General features: G+C 72.2%; 18 protein-coding genes. 9 read left to right on the forward strand and 9 right to left on the reverse strand.

The features are described 5' to 3' along the window. Positions 1-4: 4 nt before the first annotated feature. From AB0J72_RS16925 to AB0J72_RS16935, 3 genes are all read right to left on the reverse strand, one after another. The gene (locus AB0J72_RS16925; protein WP_363399602.1) at positions 5-4324 is read right to left on the reverse strand and encodes an FtsK/SpoIIIE domain-containing protein; all 4320 of its coding nucleotides are present in this window, start codon (positions 4322-4324) and stop codon (positions 5-7) included. Between the two features lie 24 nt (positions 4325-4348). Further along, entirely contained in the window at positions 4349-4612 is a 264-nt protein-coding gene (locus AB0J72_RS16930; protein ID WP_344510109.1) for a WXG100 family type VII secretion target, read from the reverse strand. Positions 4613-4719: 107 nt separating this feature from the next. Next, positions 4720-5355 (reverse strand): FHA domain-containing protein, encoded by a 636-nt coding sequence (locus AB0J72_RS16935; protein ID WP_363399605.1) that lies wholly within the window; start codon positions 5353-5355, stop codon positions 4720-4722. 122 nt (positions 5356-5477) lie between these two features. Between AB0J72_RS16935 and AB0J72_RS16940 the strand changes: the two genes are divergently transcribed. The 7 genes from AB0J72_RS16940 (at position 5478) to AB0J72_RS16970 (ending at position 12404) form a co-directional block, all read left to right on the forward strand. Further along, positions 5478-7925, forward strand: coding sequence for a PASTA domain-containing protein (locus tag AB0J72_RS16940; RefSeq protein ID WP_363399607.1), 2448 nt, complete (start codon positions 5478-5480; stop codon positions 7923-7925). 72 nt (positions 7926-7997) lie between these two features. Beyond that, positions 7998-8309, forward strand: a complete 312-nt coding sequence (locus AB0J72_RS16945; RefSeq protein ID WP_363399609.1) for a hypothetical protein — start codon at positions 7998-8000, stop codon at positions 8307-8309. Further along, positions 8306-9304, forward strand: coding sequence for a hypothetical protein (locus tag AB0J72_RS16950; RefSeq protein WP_363399611.1), 999 nt, complete (start codon positions 8306-8308; stop codon positions 9302-9304). The genes AB0J72_RS16945 and AB0J72_RS16950 overlap by 4 nt, the downstream gene beginning before the upstream one ends. Next, positions 9301-10047 carry a hypothetical protein gene (locus tag AB0J72_RS16955; protein ID WP_363399613.1) on the forward strand — a complete coding sequence of 249 codons (747 nt, stop codon included), beginning with the start codon at positions 9301-9303 and terminating at the stop codon, positions 10045-10047. The genes AB0J72_RS16950 and AB0J72_RS16955 overlap by 4 nt, the downstream gene beginning before the upstream one ends. Position 10048: 1 nt before the next feature. Continuing rightward, complete coding sequence (locus tag AB0J72_RS16960; protein ID WP_363399615.1) at positions 10049-10345, forward strand: hypothetical protein; 297 nt, start codon at positions 10049-10051, stop codon at positions 10343-10345. Next, a complete protein-coding gene (locus AB0J72_RS16965) occupies positions 10342-11103 on the forward strand; it encodes a hypothetical protein (RefSeq protein WP_363399617.1) in 762 nt (253 codons plus the stop codon). The genes AB0J72_RS16960 and AB0J72_RS16965 overlap by 4 nt, the downstream gene beginning before the upstream one ends. Next, a complete protein-coding gene (locus tag AB0J72_RS16970; RefSeq protein ID WP_363399619.1) occupies positions 11088-12404 on the forward strand; it encodes a hypothetical protein in 1317 nt (438 codons plus the stop codon). Before AB0J72_RS16965 ends, AB0J72_RS16970 begins: the two co-directional genes overlap by 16 nt. Positions 12405-12456: 52 nt before the next feature. Here the strand turns inward: AB0J72_RS16970 and AB0J72_RS16975 are convergent, their stop codons facing one another. The 6 genes from AB0J72_RS16975 to AB0J72_RS17000 form a co-directional block, all read right to left on the reverse strand. After that, on the reverse strand, positions 12457-12885 hold the full coding sequence (locus AB0J72_RS16975; protein WP_363399621.1) for a hypothetical protein: 429 nt from the start codon (positions 12883-12885) through the stop codon (positions 12457-12459). Between the two features lie 123 nt (positions 12886-13008). Next, complete coding sequence (locus AB0J72_RS16980) at positions 13009-14496, reverse strand: GGDEF domain-containing protein (RefSeq protein ID WP_363399623.1); 1488 nt, start codon at positions 14494-14496, stop codon at positions 13009-13011. A 98-nt stretch (positions 14497-14594) separates the two neighbouring features. Beyond that, positions 14595-15893, reverse strand: a complete 1299-nt coding sequence (locus AB0J72_RS16985; protein WP_363399625.1) for a ferric reductase-like transmembrane domain-containing protein — start codon at positions 15891-15893, stop codon at positions 14595-14597. Between the two features lie 65 nt (positions 15894-15958). Continuing rightward, the gene (locus tag AB0J72_RS16990) at positions 15959-17428 is read right to left on the reverse strand and encodes a DUF1996 domain-containing protein (RefSeq protein WP_363399627.1); all 1470 of its coding nucleotides are present in this window, start codon (positions 17426-17428) and stop codon (positions 15959-15961) included. A gap of 563 nt (positions 17429-17991) precedes the next feature. Then, positions 17992-18270: a hypothetical protein gene (locus AB0J72_RS16995; protein WP_363399629.1), complete on the reverse strand. Its 279-nt coding sequence runs from the start codon at positions 18268-18270 to the stop codon at positions 17992-17994. Positions 18271-18285: 15 nt separating this feature from the next. Beyond that, positions 18286-24612: an RHS repeat-associated core domain-containing protein gene (locus AB0J72_RS17000; protein WP_363399631.1), complete on the reverse strand. Its 6327-nt coding sequence runs from the start codon at positions 24610-24612 to the stop codon at positions 18286-18288. A gap of 548 nt (positions 24613-25160) precedes the next feature. Here AB0J72_RS17000 and AB0J72_RS17005 point away from each other — a divergent pair. Together AB0J72_RS17005 and AB0J72_RS17010 are read left to right on the forward strand one after the other, a co-directional pair. After that, positions 25161-25952, forward strand: coding sequence for an alpha/beta fold hydrolase (locus AB0J72_RS17005; RefSeq protein ID WP_363399632.1), 792 nt, complete (start codon positions 25161-25163; stop codon positions 25950-25952). A gap of 77 nt (positions 25953-26029) precedes the next feature. Beyond that, complete coding sequence (locus AB0J72_RS17010) at positions 26030-26821, forward strand: oxidoreductase (RefSeq protein ID WP_363399634.1); 792 nt, start codon at positions 26030-26032, stop codon at positions 26819-26821.

The raw sequence follows: 26821 nt of genomic DNA on the forward strand, positions 1-26821 counted from the left end.
CCGCTCATCGCACCGACTCACGGGGTTCGGTGCTCGACGCCGCCGGAACCTGTACCGCCGAGTACTGTCCACGGGTGACGAGCAGACCGCGGCCGGCCGGCCAGCCGCCGGCGGTCGAGCGCGGCAGCCGGATGTCGAACAGTTCGCCGTCCACATGCGACAGTGGGTTGAGCAGCAGCCCGGTCCGCGCCCGCCGGAGCATCGCCAGCCAGCCCCGGTAACGGTGCTGCTGCAGGTCGTCGGTGGTGCCGGCGGCGACGATCACGCTGCCGGCGTCGCGGGCCGTTCGTACCAGCGTCTCCAGGGTCAGCGCCGCCGGGCCCTCGGCGAGCAGCTCCGCGTCGTCGACCAGCACCGCTACCGGCGTACCCACCTCCTGCAGCACGAGCGCGAGGTCGGCGGCGTCCTCGGTGCCGACGAGGGCCGCGGCGAGCCCGTCGAGGTCGGTCAGCGGCGACCGGCGCGGGCAGAGGGCCACGACGGGCGCCGGCCGCGCCACCAACGACCGGGCGACCTGCAGCAGCGCGCCACTGCGGCCGGAACTCGGCGGCCCGGAGATCAGGAACGCGTTGCCCAGTTCCGCCAGGTCGACGTCGACCGGGCCGAGCTGGTCACCGCCGACGCCGACGGTGACCGCGCCGGCGGCCCGTGGCGCGCTGCGCAGCGCCTCGGCATCGATGCTAGTGATCATCGACGGGAGCGGGTCGACGCGTTGGGGCAGCGCGTCGGCGGGCACGCCGTCCCAGCGGTGGCGGGTCGCCGCGCAGAGCCGGTCCAGCGCGGCGACCTGCGCGGCGCCGTCAGGTTCCGGGTCGAGCAACGCGACCTGCACACTCTGCCCGCCGGGGCAGGCGATCGCCCGGCCGGGCGGCATCTCGCCCGGCGCCTCCCGCGGGTTGATCCCGTACGCGGCGAGGTCGTCACGGTCGGCGTGGGCGAGCACCAGGCGCGTCGCGACCGCACCGGCGAGCCGGTGGGTGAACCCGGACCGGTCCGTGGACAGGACGGTCAGCACCCCGGCAGCGGGGCCTCGCCGCAGCAGCGCGTCGACGGCATCGACGAGCCGGCCACCGTCGAGCTCGGCGAACCGGGCGTGGAACGTCTCGTACCGGTCGATGATCAGCACCAGGTACGGCAGCGGGTCCCTGGAACCGGCCCGCTGCTCGGCCGGCGACGCGTGCCCGCCGGCGGCGAGGAGCCGCTGACGCCGGCCGATCTCGGCGTCCAGGAGCCGCAGCACGCGCGCCGTGCGGTCGGTGTCGTCGCCGTCCACGTACGCGCCGCAGTGCGGCAGCCCGGCGAGCCCGGCCAGGGCGTGGTTGCCCTGGTCGAGGATGTACAGGTGGACGTCGGCGGGCCCGGCGGCGCTCACCAGCCCGGCCGCGATCGTCCGTAGCGCCGTGGACCGGCCGCTGCGGGCCATGCCCGCGACCAGGACCGGGCCGGTCGACGCGAGGTCCAGCACGTACGGTCGCTGCGCCTGCTGCGACGGCAGGTCGGCGAGGCCGACCGCGACCCGGGCCAGTCCGTCCACGGCGGGACCGGCGAGATCGGCGGCGACCACGACCGGCGGCAGCGGCGGCAGCCACGGGCTGGCCGGCGCGGCGAGTCCCGCGTGCTCCGCGGCGCCCCGGATCGCGTCGACGAGGACCGCCAGGTCGGTCTCGGCGCCGTCGTCGAGCGCGGCGGGCGGCGGCGGCTGGTGGCCGAGCGAGCCGACCGTCCGGGCCCGCGCGAGGACCTCCGACTCGTCGGCGTCCACCACGGCGGAGCGCGGACCGCCGATCCGCGCCGCCTGCAGCAGCGCCAGGTCACCGTGGCCGGCGCGCAGGTAGGCCCGGCCCGGCAGGTGCCGGGACAGTCGCACGGCGTCGGGGACGTCCACGACGTCGCTGCTCTCGCTCGCGCTGGTGACCCGCAGGCAGATCCGGAGGTTCAGGTTGGCGCGCAGCTCGGCGCTGACCACACCGGCCGGTCGTTGGGTGGCGAGGACGACGTGGACGCCGAGGCTGCGCCCGCGCATGCCGATCCCGGCGACGCCGGTGACGAACTCCGGCACCTCCTCGACCAGCGACGCGAACTCGTCGATCACGATCACCAGGCGGGGCAGCCGGCCGCCGGTCGTGGCCCAGTACTCGGCGATGTCCTTGGCCTCGACCTCGGCGAGCAGCGCCTCCCGGCGGCGCAGCTCGGCGCTGAGCGAGGCGAGCGCCCGCGCGACCAGATGCCCGTCGAGGTCGGTGACCATGCCGGCGCAGTGCGGCAGGTTCCGGCATTCGGCGAACGCGCTGCCGCCCTTGTAGTCCACGAGCACGACGGCGAGCGCGTCCGGCGGGTTGACCAGGGCCAGGCCCGCGACGAGGGTCTGCAGCAGTTCGGACTTGCCGGCGCCGCTGGTGCCGGCGATGAGCAGGTGCGGCCCGTCCCGGCTCAGGTCGATGCTGAACGGTCCGCCGGCGCCGACCCCCAGCGGCACGGTCGCGGACCTCCCGCCGGGACTGGCGGCCCACCTGCGGGCGACCGCCTCCGCGGTGGGTGTGTGCCCGAGCCCGGCGAGGTCGAGCAGGCGCACGGTGTCCGGCAGTCCCCCGTCGTCGCCGGAGCGGCCGCCGAGGACCCGCAACGGAGCGAGGGCGTGTGCCAGCGCGGCGGCGTCGGCCGGACCGAGCCGGTCCAGCAGCATGTTGTCCAGGACCCGCCCGTCGGGGTGCCGCAGCCGGGCCCGCGTCCCCGACGGGGAGCTGATCACGGCGGTGGCCCGGCACTCAGCCGGCAGGTCTGTCTCCTCGACGTCCACGCAGATCGCGTACACCCCTGCATCCGGACCGTCGGTGAGCAGTTCGGCCAGCTCCGGCAGCCCACGCAGCCGCCGGGCCCCGTCCGCGACCACGATCATCCGGCGGCCGGCCGGCACCGACGCGCGCAGCGCCGCCTGCCGCTCGGCCCGGCGCGCCGCCACGATCCGGCGTAGCTCGGTCAGCCGCGCCCGGGCCTGCTCCGCGTCGGTGGCGATCATCCGCTGGCACGCCAGGTCGGCAGTGTGCGGGACGGTGTGCGGCAGCCAGCTCGCCCACTCCCACTCCGATGCCTCGTCCGTGCCGGTCAGCACCACGATCCCCAGGTCGTGCGGGGCGTGCAGGGTGGCGAGGTGCGCCAGCACGGCGCGGGTCGTGGCGAGGACCGCTTCCCTGGGACCGGCCAGCCCGAGCACACCGGCCGCCGCCAGATCGACGGTGGACGGCAGGTGTTCGACAACGGGGATGTCGAACTCACCGTCAAGGTCGACCCGTGCCGGTGCGGTGCCCAGCCCCAGCCGGACGTGCAGGAAGTCCTGGTCGGCCGGCCGGCGCTCGTACAGCCGCCGGCCGGGACCGCTCGCGATGCCCAGCAGGCGGGCCGGGTCGGGCCAGGCGTCACGGCCTGCCCGGCCCTGCTCGCCGGCGAGCCGCTCGAGGTCGGTGACCAGGGCGGCCCGCGCTCGTCCGTACTCCTTCACCGCCGCGCGGTGCTCGTTGCGGCCGCTGCGCCGGTCGGACAGCACCGTCGCCAGCATCAGCACCGGCGACAGCGCCAGGAAGATCAGGAAGTAGCCGGCGCCGGGGAGCAGCTTGTACATGACCGCGGCGATGACCAGCGGCAGCAGGATCACCAGCAGCGGAAAGCGCACCGCCCGCGGCCGCTCCGGCCGCCGCGGCACGCTCAGCCGCGCCACCGCCGGGGGTGCGCCGATGCGCGGCGGCCGGTTGTACGGGACCGTCCCGTCCTCCGCGACCGGCCCGACCGGCCCGTCGGCCGGATCGACGGGCCGGACGGTGAGGACGGTCTCGCCGGCGGAGAACACCTCGCCGGGCGCGACCTCGGCAGCGCCGACGAGCCGCACCCCGCGGTGCGCGACGCCGTTGCGGGAGCCCGCGTCGGCGATCTCGAACCCGGTCGCGGTGGGCCGCGCCGTCGCGTGGACCCGGCTGACCTCTGGGTCGGCGATCACCAGGTCGTTGCTGGATGCCCGGCCGACACTGACCGTGCTGCCGGCCGGTAGCGCGGCCCGCGCCGCGCCGCCCGCCCCGCCGACCGCGACCAGCTCGACCCCGTCCCGGTCATGATCCGGACCGGCCGGTCCGGCATCGGTTCGCAGCAGCGCGCCGATCGGCACCGTCAGGTCCGCCACCCGCGCGGTGCCGGGCAGCGGCCGGCCGGCCAGCCACAGCTGCCGGCCGGCGCAGTCCAGGGCCCGCGCGAGATCCTCGACGGTCGCCCGCGCCCCGGCCCGGATCCTCGTCGCGTACTCCCGGCCGTCCGTGGCGACGCGCACCTCACGCTCCATGCCCGTGATCCGCATGTCGCCGGTTCAGCCGCCGGCCTGCTCGAGGGCGTCGGCACGCCGCCGCACCTCGTCCGCCGCGTCCTGCAACGCCACCGACAGCCGGGTCAGCGCCGGCTCGTACTCACTGCTCCACGACGATCGGAACCGTTCCGACGCGCCGCCCTGCCAGTACGTGTTGGCCAGTGCGGTGCGCAGGTCACGCAGCAGGCTGTCGACCGTGCTGCTCTGTCGGGCGAAGTTGCCGTTCAGCGTGTGCAACTGCCCGATCTCGCCGCCGATCACCGACATGGGACTCTCCTTCGCTGGTGGACTGTTCGCCACTCAACGTAGGGACCGCGCCGGCACCGGCGACATCGGAAAGGCTCCCCAATCCCTCGTGACCCCGGCGGGCGCGCTCAGCGCAGCAGCCGCAGGTCGTCGCGGGTGATCAGCTCCCGGCTCAGCGCGTACTCGGCCAGGCCGACAAGTGCGTTGTGGCCGGTCATGCCGGGCACACCGGCCTCGTCGAGCCGGGCCCGCAGGTATTCGATCCGCTTCACGAGGGTCGTGCGCGGCCAGTCCAGGCGCGCGGCCGCGGCCGCGTACGTGCGAGGGTGCGGGTCGTACTGCGGCGGCTCCCGCAGGTACCCCGCGAACAGGGCGACCATCGCCAGGCGGTCCGCCGCGCTGATCACCACGGCGGCACCGACCTCGGTCGGCACGGCCGGTGTGAGCGGCTCCGCCACGGGGCCGCCGGCCGGTAGCGGTGCGGACGGCGGTGTCAGCCGCAGATCGTGCTGGGCCAGGCTGCCGTCGACGAGCACCGTGACCGGCCGCTCGACCGCGACCCGCCGGCCCGGCGGCAGGACACTGCGGAAGCCGTACTCGTCGGCGACCGCGAACGGCCGGGTGGACGACGCGTTCGTCAACCACCAGACGGACCCCTCCCTGGTGATCGTCCCGGCGATCCGCGAGATCGCCGCGTCACCCGGGTCCAGGCAGATCGTGCACTCCTTCGCCCGCCCGAACGTCAGCCGATCTTCATCGACCAAGGTCAGAACCTGTCCACCGCGCTCAACACGCATCCGTTGGGAAACCCTTCCCGTCCGACCGCCGCTCCGATTGACCGGCATCGTCGCTATTCTCGGCCACGCCGACAAACCGAGGGAGTGCCATGTCCGGCTTCACCGCCCGGCTCAGGTCCATGCCGCTGCGCCTGCCGGGCCGCTCGTCATTGACCGGCGAACGGGTCAACCGCGCCGCCCTGGCCGTCGTGCTGTGCGGTGCCGTGATCGCGGTCGGGCTCGGCGTCGGCTACCGGTCCTCACGCGCCGCGTACGGCGACGGTGGGGCGTTCCTGCAGAAGGACACCAGGATCGTGCACGTCAATGCCGACAACCGCGACGCCGACGCCGTGGTCGCCAAGCAGCTGGCGACCGGCAAGCAGATGCTCGAGGTCGTGCAGGTCCGGCCCGGCGTCGTGTACGTCGTCAACAACGCCACCGGCACGGTCACCCTGCTGCCGACCGACACCCTCGACCCGAAGACCGTCGACAAGCGACCCGACTCCCAGGGCAAGCTCACCGTGGTCAGCGGCGGCGGCGACGCGTACCTCCTCGACTCGCAACGCGGCACGGTCAGCCGGCTCGACGGCACCGCCGGGCAGCAGACCCAGGTGACCGACCTGCCGCCGGTCGACCGGGCGGTGGTCGACGGCGCCGGGACCGCCTGGGGATACGCACCCGCCTCCGGCGAGCTCGTGGAGATCGTCAAGGACAAGGTGAAGTCGCGGCAGCGCGTGCTCAGCGCCGGCGAGCGCGCCGAGCTGACCCTCGTCGGCGGCGCACCGGTGATCTACGTACCGCACACCGGGCAGGCCGGCATGTACGGCCCGGACGGTCCGAAGCGCGTGCTCGACCTCGACGCGACGTTCGGGGTGCTGGCCGCCCCCGGCGCGGCCGCGACCGTCGCCGTCGCCGTCGCCCGCACGGGTGAGCTCGTCCTCGGCGAGTTCAGCGACGAACGGGACGTGCGCCGGATCGCGCTGCCCGGCCGCGCCGGTCACCGGTTCGGCCAGCCGGTCATCCACAAGGACCGCGTGTACCTCCCGGACTTCACCGCCCGGCACGTGATCGTCGTGCACACCGCGAGCGGCAAGGTGGAGACCGAACAACCGGTCCCCGGCCGCTCCGACTCGTTCCAGGTCTTCACCCGCGACGATCACGTCTGGGTCAACGACCCGCACGACAACGCCGTGGTGATCACCTTCGACGCCGACGGCCGGCCCACCACTACGGACCTCACCGACGCGACCAAGCCGAGCCCGTCACCGAAGGCGTCGACGAAGCCGTCGGGAAAGCCGTCGGCGAGCCCCAGCGGCTCCCAGCCGTCGGCCTCGGCGAGCGCGGCGCCACAGCAGCCGGTCACCCTGCCGAACCTGGTCGGCGTCGACCGCACCGCCGCGTGCGCGCGGCTGGCGCAGCTCAGCCGCCAATTGCGGTGCAGGCTCGTGGCCCAGCCGGACGGCCCGGCCGACACCGACAAGGTGACCGGCACCGACCCGCCGGCCGGGTCGCGGGTCAGCCCGCGCAGCACGGTGACCGTCTTCTACCGTGGGCCCGCGCAGGTGCCCGACGTCACGAAGCTTCCCGCCAGCCAGGCCTGCCGGGCGTTGGTCGCGGCGAGCCTGACCTGCCGGGAACAGGTCGCCGGGCTGGCCGCCGACGGCAGCCAGGTCCGGGTCGTCACCGCGCAGAGCCCCGCGCCGGGGACGGCCGCGGCGACCGGCACGCCGGTCACCGTCACCTACCCGGACATGATCGCGGTGCCGAACCTCGTCGGCCAGCCGTCCAACGTGGCCTGCCCCACCGGTCTGACCTGCGCCCCGCACAGCCTCGGCCCGGGCACCCCGGCGTACGTGGTGATCGCCCAGCAGCCGGCCGCCGGCACGGGCCTGGCGCCGGGCGCGGCGGTGACCCTCGACCACTACGTGCACGGCGGCGTGGGGAACCTGGTCGGGATGAGCCCCGACGAGGCGTGCGCGAACCTCGCGCAGCAGCAGCTGGGCTGCAACCGCAGCGACACCGCCCAGATCCTGTCGCCGATCGGTGTCGTCGTCGCGCAGGACCAGCCGCCGGGCACCGCGCTCCCGGTCGGCACCGCCGTCACGATCGCCTACCAGTCACGGACTCCGGTGCCGATGAACCGGTTCAAGGCGCCGGGCGCCAGACGCGGCAACTTCCTGTCGCCGGGCGGTGGCGGGCCCTCCGGCTGGTCGCAGCAGAGCACGATCGGACGGATCTATCCGGTCGCGATGGCCGCCGGAATGCCCGGGCTGACACTCATCTACCAGTCGCACTGCGAACGGGCCTGCGGTGAGGTCGGCGGCTACTACTACTCCGCAAACCCGAACACGCAGGCCAACTGGGTCATGGACGGGCCGGCGTTCGCCTGCTTCGTCGACCAGATCCCCGGCACCGTGCCGATCCGGGCGCTGTTCCACCCGGGCGCCGCCGCGTGGGCCTGGGCGGAGCCCGGCAGCGGTGAGTACAACGCCTTCGTGGCCGCCGGGTTCGGCTCGCCGTACGACTTCACGCTCTGCCACGTCTGGCCGCGCCCGTAACCGTCACCCGCCGCGATGTGGCGGGGAACCCTTCCCATTGAAGGGTTCCCCGCCACCGGCAACGCTTGGGGCATGCTCCCGCGCGACCCTGTTCTCATCGACGGTGCCCGCTACGCCGAGTACGCGCAGACGGCCACCACCCAGGCGGCGGTCCTCCGATCCGCGGCGATCCGCGCCGAGGCGGCCGTCCGCGCCGTCGGACGCGGCACCGCCGGCGCCGCGTTCGAAAGCCCGTCGGCGAGCCGGTTCAAGCAACGCACCGGCGACATGACCGAAGACCTCCGTGCCGCCGCCGACCGGCTCACCGAGCTCGCCGAGGACCTCGACCGGATGTCGAAGCACTACGGCGACCTCTACCTCGCGTGGAAGACGGTCCAACCATGAACCCGGTCGTCCGGTACGTCTTCAACCTCGACGACCTGCACGGCCTCGCCGGCACCCTGCGCGGCGCGGCCCACGCCCTCGACGACGCCGCCGGGTCGGTGCGGGTGGCGCAGGCGGCCGTCGCCGACCTGCCCGGGATCGGCGCCGACACCGCCGCGGTGGCCGGCGGCATCGCGGTCCGGTTCGAGGCCGCGGCCCGCGGGCTGCGCGCCGACGCCGGCTGGCTCGCCGCGACGGTCGGCAAGCTGGCCGCGCTCGACGCCACCTTCTGGGCCGGGGCGAGTCTCGGCAAGGTCACCAACGCGTTCAAGGGCGACCGCACGCTGCGCGCACGGTACGGACGCGACGCCGGCGCCGCCCGGCGGCTGGGCAACATCACCCGCACCGGCGTCGACCTGTTCGGCGAGGACGTGACCGGTTCGAAGCTGCCGCAGCAGGCGATGCGCTACTACCAGGGGCTCAAGCACTTCAAGGCGGTCGACCGGGCGCTGTGGCGGCTGCGCTACCCGCTCGCCTGGCACGCGACGGCCGCCGCCGACGCGCTGCGTCATGCCGCCCGGCGCGCCGGCGTGCCGGCCGCGAAGCGACCCGACTGGATCCGGCGTCTCGCCGGCGACGGCCACGGCCTGCGCCGCCTCAGACGCGTCGGGAACTGGGCGATCCCCGGTGGCTCGGCGGCGCTGCTGCTCGAGGACGGCCGTCAGCTGTTCAACCAGAAACACACCGGCGCGCGAGGAGGCCTCGAGGTGCTGCGGGACACCACCGCGACCGTCGGATCCGGGTTGCACCTGGCAAGCGACGTGCTCAACGTCGTCCCGGTCGCCGGTACCGTCGCCGACAAGGGCGTCGACGCCGCCGTTTTCTTCACGTTCGACGCGTCGGTGATGGCCCTGGACGCTGTCGACTTCGTCGGCTTCGAACACGGCGACGACGTGGTGCACGCCGTCGGCGACGCGGCCGGCGAGGTCAAGGACTTCGTGGGCGGCATCCTGTGAACCGCCCCGTCGCGCCGCCGGCGCTGCTCGCCACCGCCGATGAGCTGGACGCCCTCGCCTACGGCCTCGCCGGTGCCGGGTTCCCCGGGGTCGGGCCGACACTGGTCGCCGCCGCCCCGCCGGAGCACCGGGCGGCGGTCGCCCGCCGGCTCACCGGTGCGCTGCGGATGCGTGGGATCGTCCAGTCGTGCGTCGGCGGCTGGCAGGTCGCCCCTGTCTACCAGGACCTCTTGGACGCCGTCCTCGACCCCGACCTGGTCGTCGGCGTCCGGGTGCGCACACCCGCCGCGTCGACGATGACGCTGGTGTCCCGGGGCCGCGGCACGGTCGTGCTGCACGAGGCCACCGCCGACGGCGACCACCGGCTGCGGCACTCCCCCGCCGACCTGCCCACCACCGTGCGCCACCTGCTCGCCGCCCCGGCCCGCCCGCCCTGCGGGGACGGCGCGGAACGGCTGACCCGGACCGGACTGCGCCGGCGCATCGAACACGGCCCCATGACGCCGTTCACGCACGCCGTCGCCGACTGCCGGTACGCCGCCCGGGTCACACCGTTCGGCGGCGCCGGCGACGGCACATACCACGCCGCCTCGGCCGTGCTGCTCGCCGCCGAGACGGGTCCACTGTGGACCGTAGAGGTCCACGACGACGACCTGGTGATCGCCGAACCCGTCGACGACATCACCGCCTGGCTCCGGCATCTCCTCCTCGAACCCGCCCCCGCCCGCTCGAGCCGAGGCTGACATGGCGCTGACCCCACCCCACGAACTCGACGACCTCGCCACCGCGCTCGACCGGCACGCCGGCGAACTGGACCGGGTCCGCGACGAGCTCCGGCACGCCGTCCAGGACACCCGCGGCGGGTGGGAAGGACTCGTCGCCGACCGTTTCCGGGCCCACCTCGACGGCCGGCACCGGCAGCACCACCTCGCGCACGCCGCCGACCGGCTCCGCGACACCGCACGGCTCGCCCGGCTGGCCGCCGACGAGCAACGCGACCGGCTCGCCACCGCCCAGACCGGCGGGACCCCGGCACCATGACGGTCCACCCCGCGCCGGCCCGGCTGACACTCACCCTCGACGAGCTGTGCGCCCTCGCCCGGCTCGCCGGCTACTGGCTGCCCGCCGACGTCACCGACGACGACGCGGACATGCGCATCGACCTGGCGGCGGCACGAGGCCTCGCCGCGCGTGGACTCGCGCCAGGCGAGGACCCACTCGCCGGTGTCCTCGAACCGCTGACCGGGCCACGCACCACCGTGGAGATCGACGCCGACGAGGCCGGGACCCGGCGCTGGTACGCGGCCGCCGGCGACACGTCCACCACCGTCCTGGCCGGCCGTCACGACGGGCTCGTGGACGTGGAGCTCCTCGACGGGTCGCCGGCGGCGGTCGTGCCGCGGCTGCTGCTGTTGCCCGACGCCCGCGACGAGACGACCGGGTTCGACGTCGACGCCGACGCCTTGGCGGAAGCCGACGAGCTGGTGGCCGCCGGCGCGGACGGCGCCGCGCTGGACGTCCTGCGCCGCGCCGGGGTGCCGGTGGGGCCGGCGACGAGGTGGCTGCGCGCGATCACCGGCCGGCGGTTCGCCGCCGCGGTCCGGGTCGCCCACCACGACCCGGCAACGGGCCGGTTCGTTGCCGACGAACTGCGGTGGCTCGTCGCCGGCGACGGGACCGGCTGGCAGGTCACCGCCATCCACAGTGGACGCCATCGGGTCGCCCCGGCCGACCCCGGCGACGTCCGCGAAGCCCTCGACCACCTACTGTCCTGGAGTGCCTCATGCCGAGTGCCCTGAGCCGGTTCATGGCCGCGATCCGCTCGGTCGAGTCCGGCGGCGACTACCACATCGCCGGCCCGCCGACCCCGTACGGCCGCGCGAGCGGCGCGTACCAGTTCATCGACTCGACCTGGAACAACTTCAAGGGCTACCCGACCGCGAGGAGCGCCCCGCCGGCCGTCCAGGACCAGAAGGCGGCGCAGCTCATGTCGTCCTACCACCGGGAGTTCGGCCGCTGGGACCTGGTGGCCGTGGCCTGGCACGCGGGCGAGGGCACCGCCCGCCGGGTCGCGCACGACCCGTCCTACCTCAACCGGCTCAGCGACGGGTATCTGCCGACGTCGGCGTACGTGCAGCGGGTGCTGCACCGGGCCGGCCTGCCGCCGGCCGACGGTAAGCCGGGCGGTGGTGGCGGTGGCGGTGGCGGTGGCGGCGTCCTTCCGATGCGACCCTGGCAGGTGCCGCGCAACATCGCCGGCAAGCACGGCCGCATCGTCATCGACCCGCCGCTGCTGTCCCGGCTCGCCCGGCAGCTCACCGACCACCTGGCGACCGTCGACTCGGTGTACCACCGCACGAAGCGCGCCACCGCCGACGTCCACCGGATGCGGTTCGCCGACCCGGCGACCGGCCGGCGCCTGCACGCCGCCCTCGCCGAGGTGCTCGACGGCCAGCACGGACTCAGGCTCGTCCCCGGCTACCTGAGCCGCGACGTCGGATACCTCCTGGAGGCCCGTGACCGGGCACTGCGCGCCGACACCGACAACCGGCACGAACGGCGCGGGGTCGAGCGCCTGATCGCCTCGCTGGCCGCCCGGCACGGCGCCGGCACCCGCAAGAACGTCGCCCACCTGCTCCGCGACCTGTACCGGCGGGACAGCGCCCCCACCCGCCGGCACCTCCCGACGTCTCCGGCGTCGTCACCGTCCGCGCCCCGGCCGCACGGGTTGTCGAACGTCAAGCTCGGACACGCCTGGGGCGGCAGCAAGTCGATCTTCGACCAGTTCGTGACGCCGTTCCTGCGCAAGGAGGGCCTCACCGCCGGGTCGCAGAAGCGGCCGACCGACTCCGTCCCCGGCCCCGCCACCTCGGACCACTTCGTCGGCAGCAGATCCTCCTACGCGATCGACTACCCGACCGCCTCCGGCGAGGACGAGGCCCGCGCCCCGGCCCGGGCGATGGGCAACCGCTCCTGGCAGCCGAACAGCTACGACTCGTTCGTGGTCAAGGTCGACGGAGCGCAGTTCCGCGTGCAGATCCTGTGGGGCGCCCGCATCGACCACGCCGACCACGTCCACGTGGGCATCCACCGCCTGTGAGCAGAAACGGCGGCCGTCCGGGCCGCATCGTCGGTGCGGCCCGGACCGTTGCTCAGCAGTACACGTTGCCGCAGTACTGGATGATGAACGCGTTGGAGGTCTTGGTGGCGCTCTGTCCGTTCTGCGTGTACGTCACCGTCACCGAGATCACCGCGTCGCTGTTCGCCACCGCGAGGCCGCAGCCGCTGGCGGTCGACGTGCAGCCCGACACCACGTAGAGCACCGGCCCGGTGTAGCTCCAGGAGAACGTGTACCCGGTGCCGGAGAGGTTGTTGACGTTGAAGCCGGCGTTGTACACCGATGCGGGCTTGTTGTTGTGGCAGTTGGTGCTCCACGTCAGGATGGTGCCCGGTGAGACCCGGCAGCCGAAGGTCTCGCCGCCGAACGCCTGCGCCGGGGAGGCGCCGACCGCCAGACCCGCCGTCGCCGCGACGACGCCGAGGGCCAGCCGCGCCAGAATGCGCCGGAATCGCTGTGCCATGACCGCCCCTTCACGAACCATAGATCCACCACTATCTATGGCAGGATACTGCTTCCGTGACGCGGCGACGGCTGTCCGAACTCGCGAATGGCGCCGCGGCGCTCGACGACGGCCTGCCCGCCGTCAGGTCGGCACTGCCAGCCGGACCTGCCGCTTACGGCGGTACATCTCGGCGTCGGCCCGGCGCAGCAGCGCGTCGGCGTCGGCCGGGGTACCGGTGGCGACGCCGATGCTGGCGCCGACGTGCGCCACGGTGCCGGGCAGGTGGCACGGCCGGGTGATGGCGGCGCCGATCGAGGCGGCGCGGTGGTGCGCCGCGTCGGCGTCGACGCCCGGCAGGAGCAGGGCGAACTCGTCGCCGCCGAGGCGGGCGACCAGCGCGTCCGGGCCGGCGGCCGCCTCGAGGCGGCGGGCGACCTCGACGAGCAGCGCGTCGCCGGCGTGGTGGCCGTGGACGTCGTTGACCTGTTTGAAGCCGTCGAGGTCGATGACCAGGACGCTCAGCCGGGCGGCGGTGTCGATCGCCGCGAGCCGCTCGGTCAGCAGGGCGCGGTTGGCGAGGCCGGTCAGGGCGTCGTGCGTCGCCTGGTGGCGCAGCGCGTCGTGCAGTCGCTGCAGTTCGAGCATGCTGCGGTCGAGGTCGGTGAGCAGCCGGTCGTTGTCGTGGAACGCGATCAGCTGGCGGGTGAGGACCACGGCGGTGATGAGCACGACGCCGACCGCGACGCCCGACGTGCGCGCGTCCGCCCCGGCGACGTACAGGGCGACGATCGCGAGCAGTTCGGTGGCGACGACGGCGACGTACGGCATGACACTGAACCGGCGCTGCGGCGCCTCGGCGTGTCCGGCCGGGCGGCGCTGCTGGATCCCCTGCACGCGCAGGCTCGCCACGGTGAGGATGCACGGCAGCAGCGACGCCACCGCCTCGATCCGCGCATCGGTGGCGCCGGTCAGGATCGCGGCGACGGAGGTGCCCACGGCCGTGCCGCCGACCCCGACACAGCCGGCGATCCCGGCCTGCCGGGTGAAGGGGGCGGTGCCGCTGAGGATCAGCTTGAGCACGCCCAGCACGATCACGAGCATGACGACGGCGCCGGCCGCGGCGGCCAGCCGGTCCCCCAGGTGTGGGCTGTCCAGTTCGGCGCCGATCGAGAAGTACCAGAGGAAGACGGCGACACCGATCAGCACGGCGCCCGCGTCGAGCCACAGCCGCATCCGCTGCCGGCCGCCGTCGCCGAGCGGGTGGCGCAGCATCACCACCGCCATCAGCGTCATCGCGCACACGACGCACAACGACTGCACGATGCTCACCGCGGCGCCGGGGTCGGCGACCGTCACGACGGTCTGCGTGCCGTCGCCGACGGCGCACAGCAGGCCGGCGACCGCCATCGCCCGCCAGAACCGGCGCCGGTGCCGGTCCGTGCCGCCGTGCGCCTGCAGCTGGCGGGCGAACACCACGATCGACACGTCGAGCGCCGCCTGGATCCCCCAGGAGACGGCGCCGCCGCCCGGCCCGGCGAGGAACCACACCGGCACGACCAGGGCCAGCCCGGCGAGGCCGAGCAGCGCCGGGTCACGCAGGAGCTCACCGACCGGGGACCGTTGCGCCATGCCCGCCCAGTCGGCCGGCGGCACGACGACCTGAGGGCGGCGGGCGGACCGCTCCGGCCGTCAGCGGTACTGCAACCGATCCGCACTGAAAGCGGTCGTCACCAGGCGAAGCGCTCGCGGTGCAGGCGCGGGGCGGGGACGCCGACGCGGCGGGCGGCGCGCAGGACGGCGTCGGTCCACGGGTCGGGGCCGCAGACGAAGACGTCGTGGTCCGCCAGGTCCGGGGCCAGGGAGCGCAGCGCCGCGATGTCGTCGTAGTCGGCGTACACCACCGGCAGCCACGAGCCGGGCGCCGCGCGCGGGCCGACGAGTGGGACCAGGCGGACGCCGCGCTCGCGGGCCAGCCACTCCAGTTCGTGCAGGAACGCCACGTCCTGCGCGTGGCGGGTGCGGTACACCAGGGTCGCCTGGCCGTGGCCGTACGGCAGGTCCCACAGCAGCGCCAGCAACGGGGTGACGCCGACGCCGCAGCCGAACATGGTGACCGAGCCGCCGCGGTACGTGTCGGCGGTCATCCGCCCGTACGGGCCCTCGATGACGACCTTCGTGCCGGGGCGCAGGTTGGCGACCCGGGCCGTGGCCTCGCCGACCGTTTTCACGGTGATGCGGAGGCGGTCGGCTCGGGGCGGGCCGGACAGGGAGTACGGGTTGCCGCGCCAGCCGCCCTCGCCGTCCAGGAAGCGCCACACGAAGAACTGCCCGGCGCGGGCCCGTAGGCGGTCCAGGCGGCGACCGCGCAGGTACACCGAGACCAGGCCGGGCGCCTCCTCGACGATCCGGTCCACGCGCAGCCGGTGGCGCAGCGTCCGCCACACCGGCATCCCGAGGCGGAACACGACGGTCGAGCCGGCGGCCGCGCCGTACATCGTCCACCAGAACACCGACGCGAGCGGCGTGCCGAAGTCGCTGCCCAGCCACAGCTCGTGCGGCACCGCGAGGGCGATGCCGGCGTACGCGTACAGGTGCAGCAGATGCCAGGTGGCGTAGCGCAGGCGGCGGCGGACCGGACGCAGCGACGTCGCCGCCACCAGCACGAGGGCGAGCAGGCCCACGGTCGCTGGGACCATGCCCCTGTACCCCGTGAGGAGCGCCCACAGCTGCCCGGCGCTTTCGACGTGCGACACGAGCGCCAGGACCACGTGGGCGAGCAGCAGCGCGAAGGACGCGGTGCCCGTCCAGCGGTGCCAGCGGCCGAGGGTGTCCTGGCCGAAGGCGCGCTCGAGCCACGGGATCCGGGCCGTGCCGAGGACCTGCAACAGCAGCAGGTCGGTCGACCACAGCGCGGCGAGGCGGCCGGCGGCGGCCAGGCCGGGGGCTGACGTGGGCAGGCCGACCGCCCACAGCACTGTGGCGACGGCCAGGCTGGACGCCGCGAAGAGTTTCGCCGCGGTTCGCACAACACACCCCACTGGGCATGAGGAACGGCCCCGCCACGTGGGCGGGGCCGTTCGGAGGGATTAGGTCAGCCGCCGGTGAAGGACGGGGTGGTGCCGCACTTCGCCTTCGCGTTGAGGCAGACCTTCACGAGGGGGCCGAGGTTCTCCGGCTTCCAGGCGTTCATGAAGTCGCCGTGCATCGACGAGGCCATCCCCGACGACAGCGCGAGGCCGTCGCCGCCGAGGGACTCGTAGTTCACCATGAACGACAGGTTCGGGATGGCGACCGGGTAGTCGCCCTGGCACTTGCCGTTCTTCGCGCCGCCCATGTGCGACTTGTGATCGGGCGAGTCGATGTGCTTGCCGTCCCAGCAGTCCTGGAAGGTCAGCTGGAAGATGAGGTTGCCGCCGGGGGCGCACACCGGCCAGTTGCCGTCGGCGCTGCGGCCGACCTCGGCGCTGCCGGCGCACCAGAACTGGCCCGGGGCGCCCTTCTGCGTGGCGACCTGACGCTTGGCGTCGCCGTGGACCATGACCAGGCCGGGCGGGAACGGCACCGTCGCCGACGGGTCGGGCAGCCGCGAGCCGTAGTACACCCGGAAGCTCTTCATCTTGACCGGCTGCCCGTTCTTGAGCAGCTGCGGCACCCAGTAGGCGCTGTTGTCGCCCGGGGCGTTGCAGTTGGTCTTGCGGGCGAAGAGGTCGGCCGGCTTGGTGGTGGCGTCGACGGTCGGGCCGAAGAACGTGTGCATGTGCGACGCGCCGGGCAGGCCGGGCAGCACGATCGGGTCGTCCTTGGCTTCGTTCGACACCGCACAGTCCGTGTGGAACTCCGCGACCCGGGTGGTGCCCGCCGGCACCGGCAGCTGCTTGATCTGGTTGAACGCGGCCAGCTCCGCCTGCCACTTGGCCTGGTCGACGTCGACCCAGCCGCCGGCCGGGGCCGAGCCGGTCGGTGAGGTGCTGGGCGAGCCGCCGCCGGTCGGGGCGGCGCTGCTCGGCGGGGGCGGCGCGACCGTGGCGGTTGCCGGCGGGCGCGTGCCGGAGCCGAGCGCGAACCAGTTGACGTTCACGAAGTCGCTCTTCTGGTCGCTCTTCATCACGGCGACCAGGGTCTGCGGGCCGGACGGGACGCGCGCCGCGGTGGCGTTGACGGTCGTCCACTTCTGCCAGCCGCCGGTGTACGCGACCGGGAACGTCGCGACGAGCTCGCCCGCGGGCGAGCCGAGGTGCAGCTCGATCGAGCCGCCGGCCCGGTTGTTCGCCGCGATCCGGGCGCTCAGCTGGGCGCCGACGGTCACGTTGTCGTACTGCAGCCAGTCGCCGGCGGCGAGCCACCCGACGTTCTTGCCGCCGCCGCTGTCGGCGGTGTTCTCGGTCCGTGCCCCGTTCTGGGCCGACCAGCTCTCCGCCTCGATCCTGCCGGGCGCTGTCTCGTCGGCGTTCGCGGTCGCCAGGTAGGCCCCGCTCACACCGACCGCCGCCACGACCGTCGCGGCGATGAGGATGTTGCGGGCCCGCCGTCTACCGCGCGGGTTCTGGGAATAGTTGCGCATACGTCTGTCTCCGCCGTCCTGGGCTGACGTCGTGGAATCCGTTCGGTCAGCAAGTTACCAGCTCAGAGGCTTACTTCAAGTCGCAAAGGAACTCTTGTAAATGCGCTTTCCCAGCACTGCTGGCCCGGTCGAAGAGCCCACTCGATTACGCTTTTCCGGCTTAAGTTTGGCTTAAAGACGTACGGGAGTCAGGCGGTGACCTTCCGCAGCTTCAAACGTCCGCCTGCACTACGCCCGCATGCGCCCCGGCACCGGCGTCCGCGACTTCATGTCGGTCCCGGTCACCTTCACCGCCAAGACGTCCAGGGCCGCCGTAGCCTGATCCCGTGCATGCCCCTGGCAGATCGGTCGTGCGTGCGGCCTGCAACATGCCGGTGACCGCCTGCCGAGACCTCATCTGCTGCATCGCGTGCCGCCGAGTCACGCCCGGTAAGGCGGCTTTGTGGAGTTGTTTCGGAAACGGTCAGCGAACAGCCCGACCGGTGCCGCGCGATCACCGATCGGTGAATCGACAGCGACACCGGCCGGGCCGATTTCCTCATCCAGCTCGACCGAGGCGCATCTCATCCATCGACGAGCGAATGAAGACTCTGCCAGAGCAGTACCGATCCGGCTGCGATCATGGCCACTGCCAGCACCCTGTCCACTACGTGAACCAGCCCACGCATGAACGCGATGTCCTCTTCGGAGCGTCGGCGTGGTTGGCCCCAGAAAGGCCGAGCCGACTGAATGCTCCGTGCAACGTGATAGTTGACGATGCCGCGGAAGTTAATCATCACGGCAAGACCAGCCATCGCGAGCACAGCACCGAACAGCACACCAGACAGATCCGCCAGCATCACAGGCCCCATCGAATATCACCAGGACCAGTCCATCGGCCAGTAACTTGTGAAAGTCCCATTCCTCGAGTCGTACGAGAAGAGGGTGTGTGTGATGCCTGCGTCGGCGCCGGCACCGACGCCTGCCCCCGCCCCACCCCAGACCTTATGGTCGGTCGTGTTGCCACCCACCACACAGCCAGCGGCGCCATCACCGACACATCCCCAAGCAGAAATCGGACCCTGTTCGTCCACTTTCGCAGTAACAAGGTTGGCACTAACCGCCGCACCGGCGCCACCACCAGGACCGACACCGAAATTCCACACGCCGTCCTGGACAGTCAGCGACGCGCAGAACACCACGGCACACCCGGTGGCTGCCACCTGCACGTGCTCCTTCACCTGCAAGGCCGCCGCGCATGCCTGCTGCAGGTACTGCTGGCATGGATTCCCAAAGCCGAGGCCCGGCCCGGGACCGTACTCGTACGCACATCCGAACACACCACACGCGCTATCGTCGGCGGAGCCACCCGAGACAGTGCCCGACGCGGTCTTCATGGTGGTTTTCTGCTGCTGCTTCTGGTACATGACCTGCTTCTCGTTGTACGCCTCGCAGGCGCGGGCGGTCATGCCTGCGCAGAGCTGCTGCTGGACCGAAGGGCCGGGGTTGGACTTGCGCGGCTTGCCGCGGTAGCAGCTGCCGTTGCCGCCACAGATCTTCTTGTTCTTGGCGGAGCTCTTCTTGCTGGACCCGTTGCCCCAGGCGGAGTTGCCGTGACTCTGATCCGATCCGCAGTCTTCGGCGCCGCTGCAGGTGCGCAGGCCGGTCGGGTCGCTGTCGGTCACAGGGTTTGCGGCGGCGTACACAAAGCCGTTGACCTGAAGCGGGTCATCATGGTCGGTGATTGGGTCGTCGGAGATGAATCGGCCGGTGAGGGGTTCGTATTCTCGGGCACCAAGGTGTGTGAGACCGGTGCTGTCGCGGGTGCCGCCGACGAAGCCCTTGGTGTTGGGCCAGGTCGGATCGGTGCCGCGGGGGTTGCCGAACGGGTCGGTCTTGCGCCGGGTGGCGGTCTGGCTGACCGCGTCGATGGCGAGCTGTCCGCTGCCGTGGTGGTCCGCGGCGATCCAGGTCAGGCCGGCCGGGGTGCGGCTGGCGACGCCGTAGTAGCGGGTGCAGGTGACGGTGCCGCCGACCTTGCGCAGTTCGTAGCCGGGCAGGTACACCGTCGCCCCTGCGGGGTCCTTGGCCACGAGACGGGTGCCGTCGGCGTCATAGATGTAGCTGCTGGCGCCGGTGCTGTCGGTGACGGTGGCGAGGTGCCCTTCGTTGTCCCAGGTCAGGGTCTGGCCGGGCTTGCCGGTGACGTTGCGGGTGAGGGTGTTGCCGGCGGCGTCGTAGGTGTAGTTGTCGGTGCCGGTGCCGCCGCCGGTGGCGGTCACGCTGGTGAGGGTGTGCCGTTTGCCGGTGGTCGGGTAGGTGTAGGTGCGGGTGGTGTCGGTGCCGCCGCCGATGGCATGGCGGATCTCCTGGGTGCGGTTGCCGCTGTTGTAGTTGCTGGTGCCGGTGGCGTACTGGTAGCTGGTCCAGTACGGGTCGGGTCCGCCGATCACCGCGGTGGACGGGTTGGCCTGGCACGCTGCGGCGGTCGTGGTCCACGCCTCCGTCAGTTCGCGCAGCGCGTCGTAGCCGAAGCACTGGTTCGACACGACCGACCCGGCCAGGGTCTCGGTGATGTTCTTGACGTTGCCGGCGGGGTCGTAGCCGTAGCCTTCGGTCAGCCGTTCGGCCCACGTGTTGGGGTTCGCGGAGTTCTCCGTCTCGGTCTTGGCGCTGGTGAGCCGGCCGGTCGCCTCGTCGACGGCAGTGGTCTGCCGGACCCGCTTCGAACCGGACCCGAGGACTTGCTGGTACATCGGACCGAACGCCTGGTAGGTCGTCGCAGCGACATACGTCTCCAGACCGCTGAGCGTCAGCGCGTTGCCGGTGTTGTCGTAGGTCGTGGTCAGCGTCTCCGCCGGCAGGCCACCGGCCGCCGGGTAGGTCACCGTGGCGGCCGACCCGTCGACGTTGTACGTCATCGACGTGGTGTACGAGCCGTTCGGCAGCCACGGCATGCTCAGGCTCGACGGGATCACCGTCGTGATACCCAGCGGCCGGTAACCGTCGTCGTAGCCGGTGACGGTGCTGGTGAACGCGTCGACGCCGACGTACCGGGTGGACGAGGTCAGCTGCCCCTTGGCGAGCGTGTCATACGTCCACGACGCCCGCTTGAAACCGGTCGTGCCGGCCCCGTCGTACAGGCCTGTCTTGCGGCCGAGCTCGTCGTACTTGAGGGTCGTGCTGGACCCGGGGCGCGCGTCGGTGACCGTCGTCGGCCGGCCGCCCAGGTCGTAGCTGATGCTGGTCGTGCCCTTGTCCGGGTCCGTGGCCGAGTCGACCTGGCCGAGCCGGTTGTAGCTGGTGGTCCAGGTGTTGCCGGACTGGTCGGTGGTGGTCCGCAGCCGGTCGAGTCGATCGTAGGTATAGGTGGTGGCGTGGAAGCTGCCCGCTGGTGCACCGCTGAGGTACTGGCGCAGTTCGGTGGTCTTGCCCCGGCCGTTGACATACCTGCTGATGGGGATGCCTCCGGCAGGAGGTGTGACGGTGGTGAAGTTGCCGTCGTAGGCGGTGGTGGTCTGCCACTTCAGGGTGTTGACGGAGTACAGCGCGTCGATCGTCTGCCGCTGCAGGCTGTCGTAGGTGTAGCGGTGCTGGTTCTTGACGCCCGAGTCGGTGTCGGAGAATCCGGCGAGCGCGGCGGCCGGGGCACTCGAGTTCCAGAAAGTGGTCGTCTTGGCGCTGAGGCCGCGCCCGTCGTACTGGGTGTCGGTGACGATCCGTCCGCCGTTGGCCTGCGGGGCTGGCCGCTGCTGCTGCCGTTGCCGCAGATTGCCGTCGTACAGGTCGTAGCTGGTGATGCCGTTGCCGTTCGGGCCCAGCACGGTCGTGGCGGTCGAGTTGGTCGTCCCTGCGCCCGAGTACAGCGTGTAGGCGTAGTGGAGGTCCGCAGTACCGGTGGCGGTGCGGTTCAGCCACACGTCGGTGAGCCGGCCCAGCGGGTCGTGGACGGCGGTGGTGGTCTTGTTGTTGGCGTCCTTCACCGTGACCGGGACGCCGCGAGCACCGTCCGACGTCACGGTCGTGACGTGGCCGAGCGGGTTCGTGGTCACCGTCGTTGTCACGGGGGCGTCCGCGGCCGGGGTGTACTGCATGGTGGTCTTGTGCGCGTTGTCGTTCATCGGGTCGCGGGTCCAGACGACCCGGCCGTAGGCGTCGTAGCCGGTGTTCGTCGTGTTCTGCCATTGCGGAGACGTCCCCGTCGCCCCGCCCAACGCGTCGACCCTGGTGACGAGACCCTGTCCGACCGGGCCGGTGCCGGTGGTGTTGCCGTCGTAGTAGAGGAACGCCCCGGCGAGGAAGTCGTTGCCGTCGACGATCGTGCAGGTGGTCTGCAGGGTCTGCCGCGGGTAGTTGACGTGGTAGCGGCCGTTGGCCGGGTCGACGCTGCGGTCGGCGTAGGTGATCTCGGTGCAGCGGTCGTCGTTCGGGTCGGCCTCGTCGCCCCAGTCACGGATCAGGGTGGGCAGCGTGTAGCTGTCGGTCGTGGTGGTGGTCTTCGTCCACCGCCATCCCTCGCCCCCGGCCGGGCTGGTGATGTGGGTGCGGGTGCGGGTCTCGACCTCGGCGAAGTTGTTCGCGACCAGATTTCCCATCCCGTACGCCAGGTCTCGCATCGCGACCGTGCCGTAACCGTAGGTGTGCAGCGTCGAGGAGTACGCCAGCCCACCGGGCCGGAACGACGTTTCTTCCCGCAGCTGCCCGCGCAGCACGTTGACGTCGGTCGTGGTGCCTTGCGAGTCGGTGACGGTGACTGTCCGGGCGCCGCCGGTGGCGCTGGCCCGGTCACCGTGCAACCCGCGGTAGTACAGCGCCGAGGACACCGTCTGCGTGCCGCCGACCGGTCCGGTCGTCGTGGTGACGTCGGTGTAGCCGCGCCAGTCCGACCACGACCGCCGCGACAGCGGCGCGGTCTCGGACGGATCATGACCCCACAGGACGTTCGTCGAGGAATGCGTGAGGCTGTAGCTGTAGCTGGTCAGCACCGGCGGCGCGGTCGCGTCCGCCAGGTCCGACTGCTGCACCGCGGTGACCACGTACTTGTGGAACCAGCCGAACCCGGCCGTACCGCCCTCCGGGGCCCAGTACTGCGGGAAACATCGGTAGATGTTGTTGTTCGCGCTGCCCTCGGGGATGCTCGTCGGACTGCAGTCCTGTCCCGCGTAGTACACCGTCAGCAAACCACCGGTGCCGTTCTCGATGCTGCTGAGCCGGAACCGGCGCAGCTTGAGCACACCGGCGGCGAGGTTGTAGTCGACCCGGTTGTCCAACGCACCGCCACCGAACGCCATCGGCGGCTCCGACAGCGACGTGCCGCCCTTGAACCCGGTGTGCTGCAACCCTTCCAGCCACAGGGCCGACGGACTGGCATCGCCCGGGTTGAGGAAGTCGTGATCGAGGGTCCACTGGTCGACGGTCTGATACGTGGCGCTGGCCGGATCCGTCAGCACCTTCGTGGTCACCGACGCCAGCGCCCACTGCATGAAGTACGAGGGGCTGGTCAGGTTCGGACACGACGACGCCACACAGTACTTGTCCCACGGCACGTCGATCGAACAGGTGCCGACATCGTTGCACCGCGCCTCGATGCCGAAGTCGACCCGCATCGGCGCCGGCTTGCCCGGCGCACCCTCCGAACCCTGCCGGGTGCCGTACTCGATCCGCACCGGGTACACGTTGACGTCGTAATCCGCGACACCGTTGTTGTTGTTGTGACCGTACTTCGCCGTGGTCTTCTGATAGAAGATCGTCTCGCTGTTCCCGCGCGGGTCCACGACGTAGTCCAGGTTCCACCGGTACGCCTGCGGGCACGACGACGCCGCATACCCACCCTGCGCCGCCGTCTTGTAGCACGGCTCCCCGCTGTTGTTGCCGTACACCGGCACGATCCCCGTGGAGTACGTCTGCGCCGCCGTCGCGCTGTAGGCCCCGCCGTGACCGAAGAAGTACTGCGTCCCGTCCGGCGACATCACCTGCCAGAACTCGCCGTCGTTGTCGTAGTTGACCGCGCCGGTGTACTTCCGGAAACTCCACCCGGTGTGGACCGCCGACTTGTACTCACCGGTGGCGCTGTCCCGCACCAACTGCCCCGACACGCCGTCCATCACGATCGAGATCGGCTCGTTGTCGCCGTTCGCCGACGTCCAGCACAAGTCACCGGTGGCGTTGCCGTCATCGGAGCAACCCCGGTAGGACCGCTCGATGTAACCGAGGTCGAGGTCCCAGCCCTCACCGACCCACGACGCCTGCGCGTTCGTCGCCACCGTCTTGCCGTCCACGCCGCCCGAGCTGTACTGCAGCTGCAGATTCGGGGTGGGACCACCCAACGACGGCGGCACCTGCAACGGCACGCTGTACGTGAAGTCACCCGACGAACCGCCCTGCGACCACGACGCCGACGGCGACAACGACGTCTTCGACCAGTCACCCGCCTGCGACGCCGAACCCGACGTCAACGCCAGCACCGCGCCTGCAGACCCAGAGCCGGCCGACTTCGACCCGCCCGCCACCGCCGCCGGGTCACCCGGCAGCGACACCGAGTCGAACGACACCCGCTTCGACACCGGGTTGTTCACCGACTTCAACGGCGACTGCACCTGACACTGCGGCAACGCCGGTGTGCTCGCCGCGCACGCGGGCAGCGACACCAGCCGCAGCCGACCGCCGTAGTCGCCGCCGTAGCCCGTCGCGAACGCGGCATAGTCCAGGTCCAGCCCCACCGACCCGGACCTCGCCGCACCGTCCGCCCGGTTCACCGTCAGCACCACACCCTTGACACCCAACGCCGCGGCCACGTCCTGGCCGAGCACCGATACCCGCACCTGCGACACCGCCGCAACGCCGCTCTGCGCGGTCTGCTCCCCCGCGGTACGCGGCTCGGACACCGGACCACCGGCCCGGACCATCACCGGCAACCCGCCCGGCGCCACCACGGTCCCCTGCTGCTTCGCCTGTGCCTGCGCCGTCCCGCTCACCGGCACCACCGCCGACCCGGCCACCGGCCACACGGGCGCCGGCACCTTCCCCAGCGCCGCCTTGTCGGACTCGACCCCCGGCCGGGCGCGTCCCGACACGCCAGACACCGCGACCGACTGCGCTTGAGGATTCACCGCCCCCGACGGATTGGGGGGTGCCGCCTCAGCGGCCTCGTGGTCGAGGCTGTCCAGCCCGCCCAGCACCAGCAGCGCAGCCAGGGCGAGAGTCACCGGACGGAACGCCCGGAACCAGCTCAGCGCACTGAAGACATGCGAACGCCAACGTGTCGGCAACGTAACTCCCGTCAGTTACACACGAACATGAATGTGCAGGCCACCGGCGTTCCTCGCCCCCCAGCGCGAATGCCTGCCCCGGGGGCGAGGAGTTTGGGCCGAGTGGCCGCCGGCGATGGCGCGCAGCGACCCAGCGGCCGTTCGCGAAGCGGAGCGATGGGCCAGCGCGTTCTGCCGCTCCATCGCACCCCCCGTTCACCTCACTGTCGCCACCAGCGATCAAGGCGATCGATGTCAGTCTGTGGGCAAGCACGGCAACGGACGTTGCCTATCCGGACCACGTTGTTGTCGATGCGGTCCGGATTCCGCCGAGCTGCCCGACGGCGCGCTCGGCGTTGCCGACGACGAGTGCCTGCGGCTCACCGGCGGCAGCGCGAGGCGCCCGAGCGGCGACAAGTTTTTGCCCACTGATTGCGCACAAGGCAGGCCTAGCGTGCGGGGAGACCGGCGTCGACGGTCTTGACGGACAATGAAGGAGCGCAGCGATGAGCACGCCTGTCGTATTCATCCACGGACTGTGGTTGCACGCATCGTCCTGGCAGCCGTGGGTCGAGCTGTTCCGGGCGGAAGGCTATGCGCCGGTCGCCCCGGGCTGGCCGGGTGAGCCGGGCACCGTCGCCGAGGCGCGGGAGCATCCGGAGGCGGTTGCCGACCACGGCATCGACGACGTCGTCGAGCACTACGCGAAGGTGATCGCGGGCCTGCCGGAGCGGCCGATCCTGATCGGGCACTCGTTCGGTGGCATGATCGCGCAGAAGCTCCTCGGCCAGGACCTCGCCTCCGCGGCGGTGGCCGTCGACGCGGCGCAGATCAAGGGAGTGCTGCCGCTGCCGCTGTCGGCGTTGCGGGCGACGCTGCCGGTGTTCCGGAACCCGGCGAACAAGCACCGGGCGGTGTCGTTGACGGCGCAGCAGTTCCGGTTCGCGTTCGGCAACGCCGTCACCGAGCAGGAGTCGCAGGAGCTGTTCGACCGGTGGGCGGTCCCGGCGCCGGGCAAGCCGCTGTTCGAGGCGGCCGCGGCGAACTTCGACCCGCACTCCCCCGCCAAGGTGGACACGGCCAACGAGCTGCGGGGTCCGCTGCTGCTCGTCACGGGCGGGCGGGACCACACGGTGCCGGAGTCGGTGACCCGGGCGACCCTCAAGCAGTACCGGCACTCCCACGCGGTCACCGACATCCTCGACTTCCCCGACCGCGCCCACTCGCTGACGATCGACAGCGGCTGGCGGGCGGTCGCCGACGAGAGCCTGGCGTGGCTGCGGCGCAACGGGCTCTGAGGTGACGCGGGACCGGCCGGCCGACGCGGCCGCTGTCCCGTGCGACGGCCGCCGCGCGTACCAGAGAGGAAAACGCCATGGATCTGCATCTTTCCGGCAAGACCGCGGTGGTCACCGGCGCCAGCAAAGGCATCGGCCTGGCCGTCACCCAGGCCCTGGCCGCTGAGGGGGTCCGGGTCGTGGCGGGGGCCAGGACCGCCGGACCCGACCTCACGCAGCTGAGCGGCAGCGCCGACGTGCGGGTCGTCGAGGTCGACCTGAGCACCGCGGACGGACCGGCCAGGCTCGTCGACACCGCCGTGACCGCGTTCGGCGGGCTCGACATCCTGGTCAACAACGTCGGTGCGGTGCGGCCACGCACGGCCGGGTTCCTGGCCGTCACCGACGAGGAGTGGACGGCGATGCTGACGCTGAACCTCCTCGCCGCGGTCCGCACGACCCGGGCGGCGCTGCCGCACCTGCTGGCCAGTGGCGCGGGCAGCATCGTCACGGTCGGATCGGTCAACGCCACGCTGCCCGACCCGCTCGTCATCGACTACAGCGCCGCGAAGGCCGCCCTGGCCAGCTTCTCCAAGTCGCTGTCGAAGGAGTTCGGAGGGCGTGGGGTGCGGGTCAACACGGTCAGCCCCGGGCCGGTGAGCACCGGGTTGTGGCTCGGCGACGACGGGGTCGCGGCAACCGTCGCCCGCTCACTGGGCGGCGGTGACCCCGGCGCGGTCGCCGACCGGGCCGCCGGTGAGTCCGTCACCGGCCGGTTCACCCGACCGCAGGAGGTCGCGGATCTGGTGCTGCTGCTGGCCAGTGACCGCACCGCGAACGTCACCGGCGCCGACTTCGCCGTCGACGGCGGCCTGGTCAGCACGTTGTAG

It is taken from the genome of Dactylosporangium sp. NPDC049742 (assembly GCF_040674675.1).
Lineage (GTDB): Bacteria > Actinomycetota > Actinomycetes > Mycobacteriales > Micromonosporaceae > Dactylosporangium > Dactylosporangium maewongense.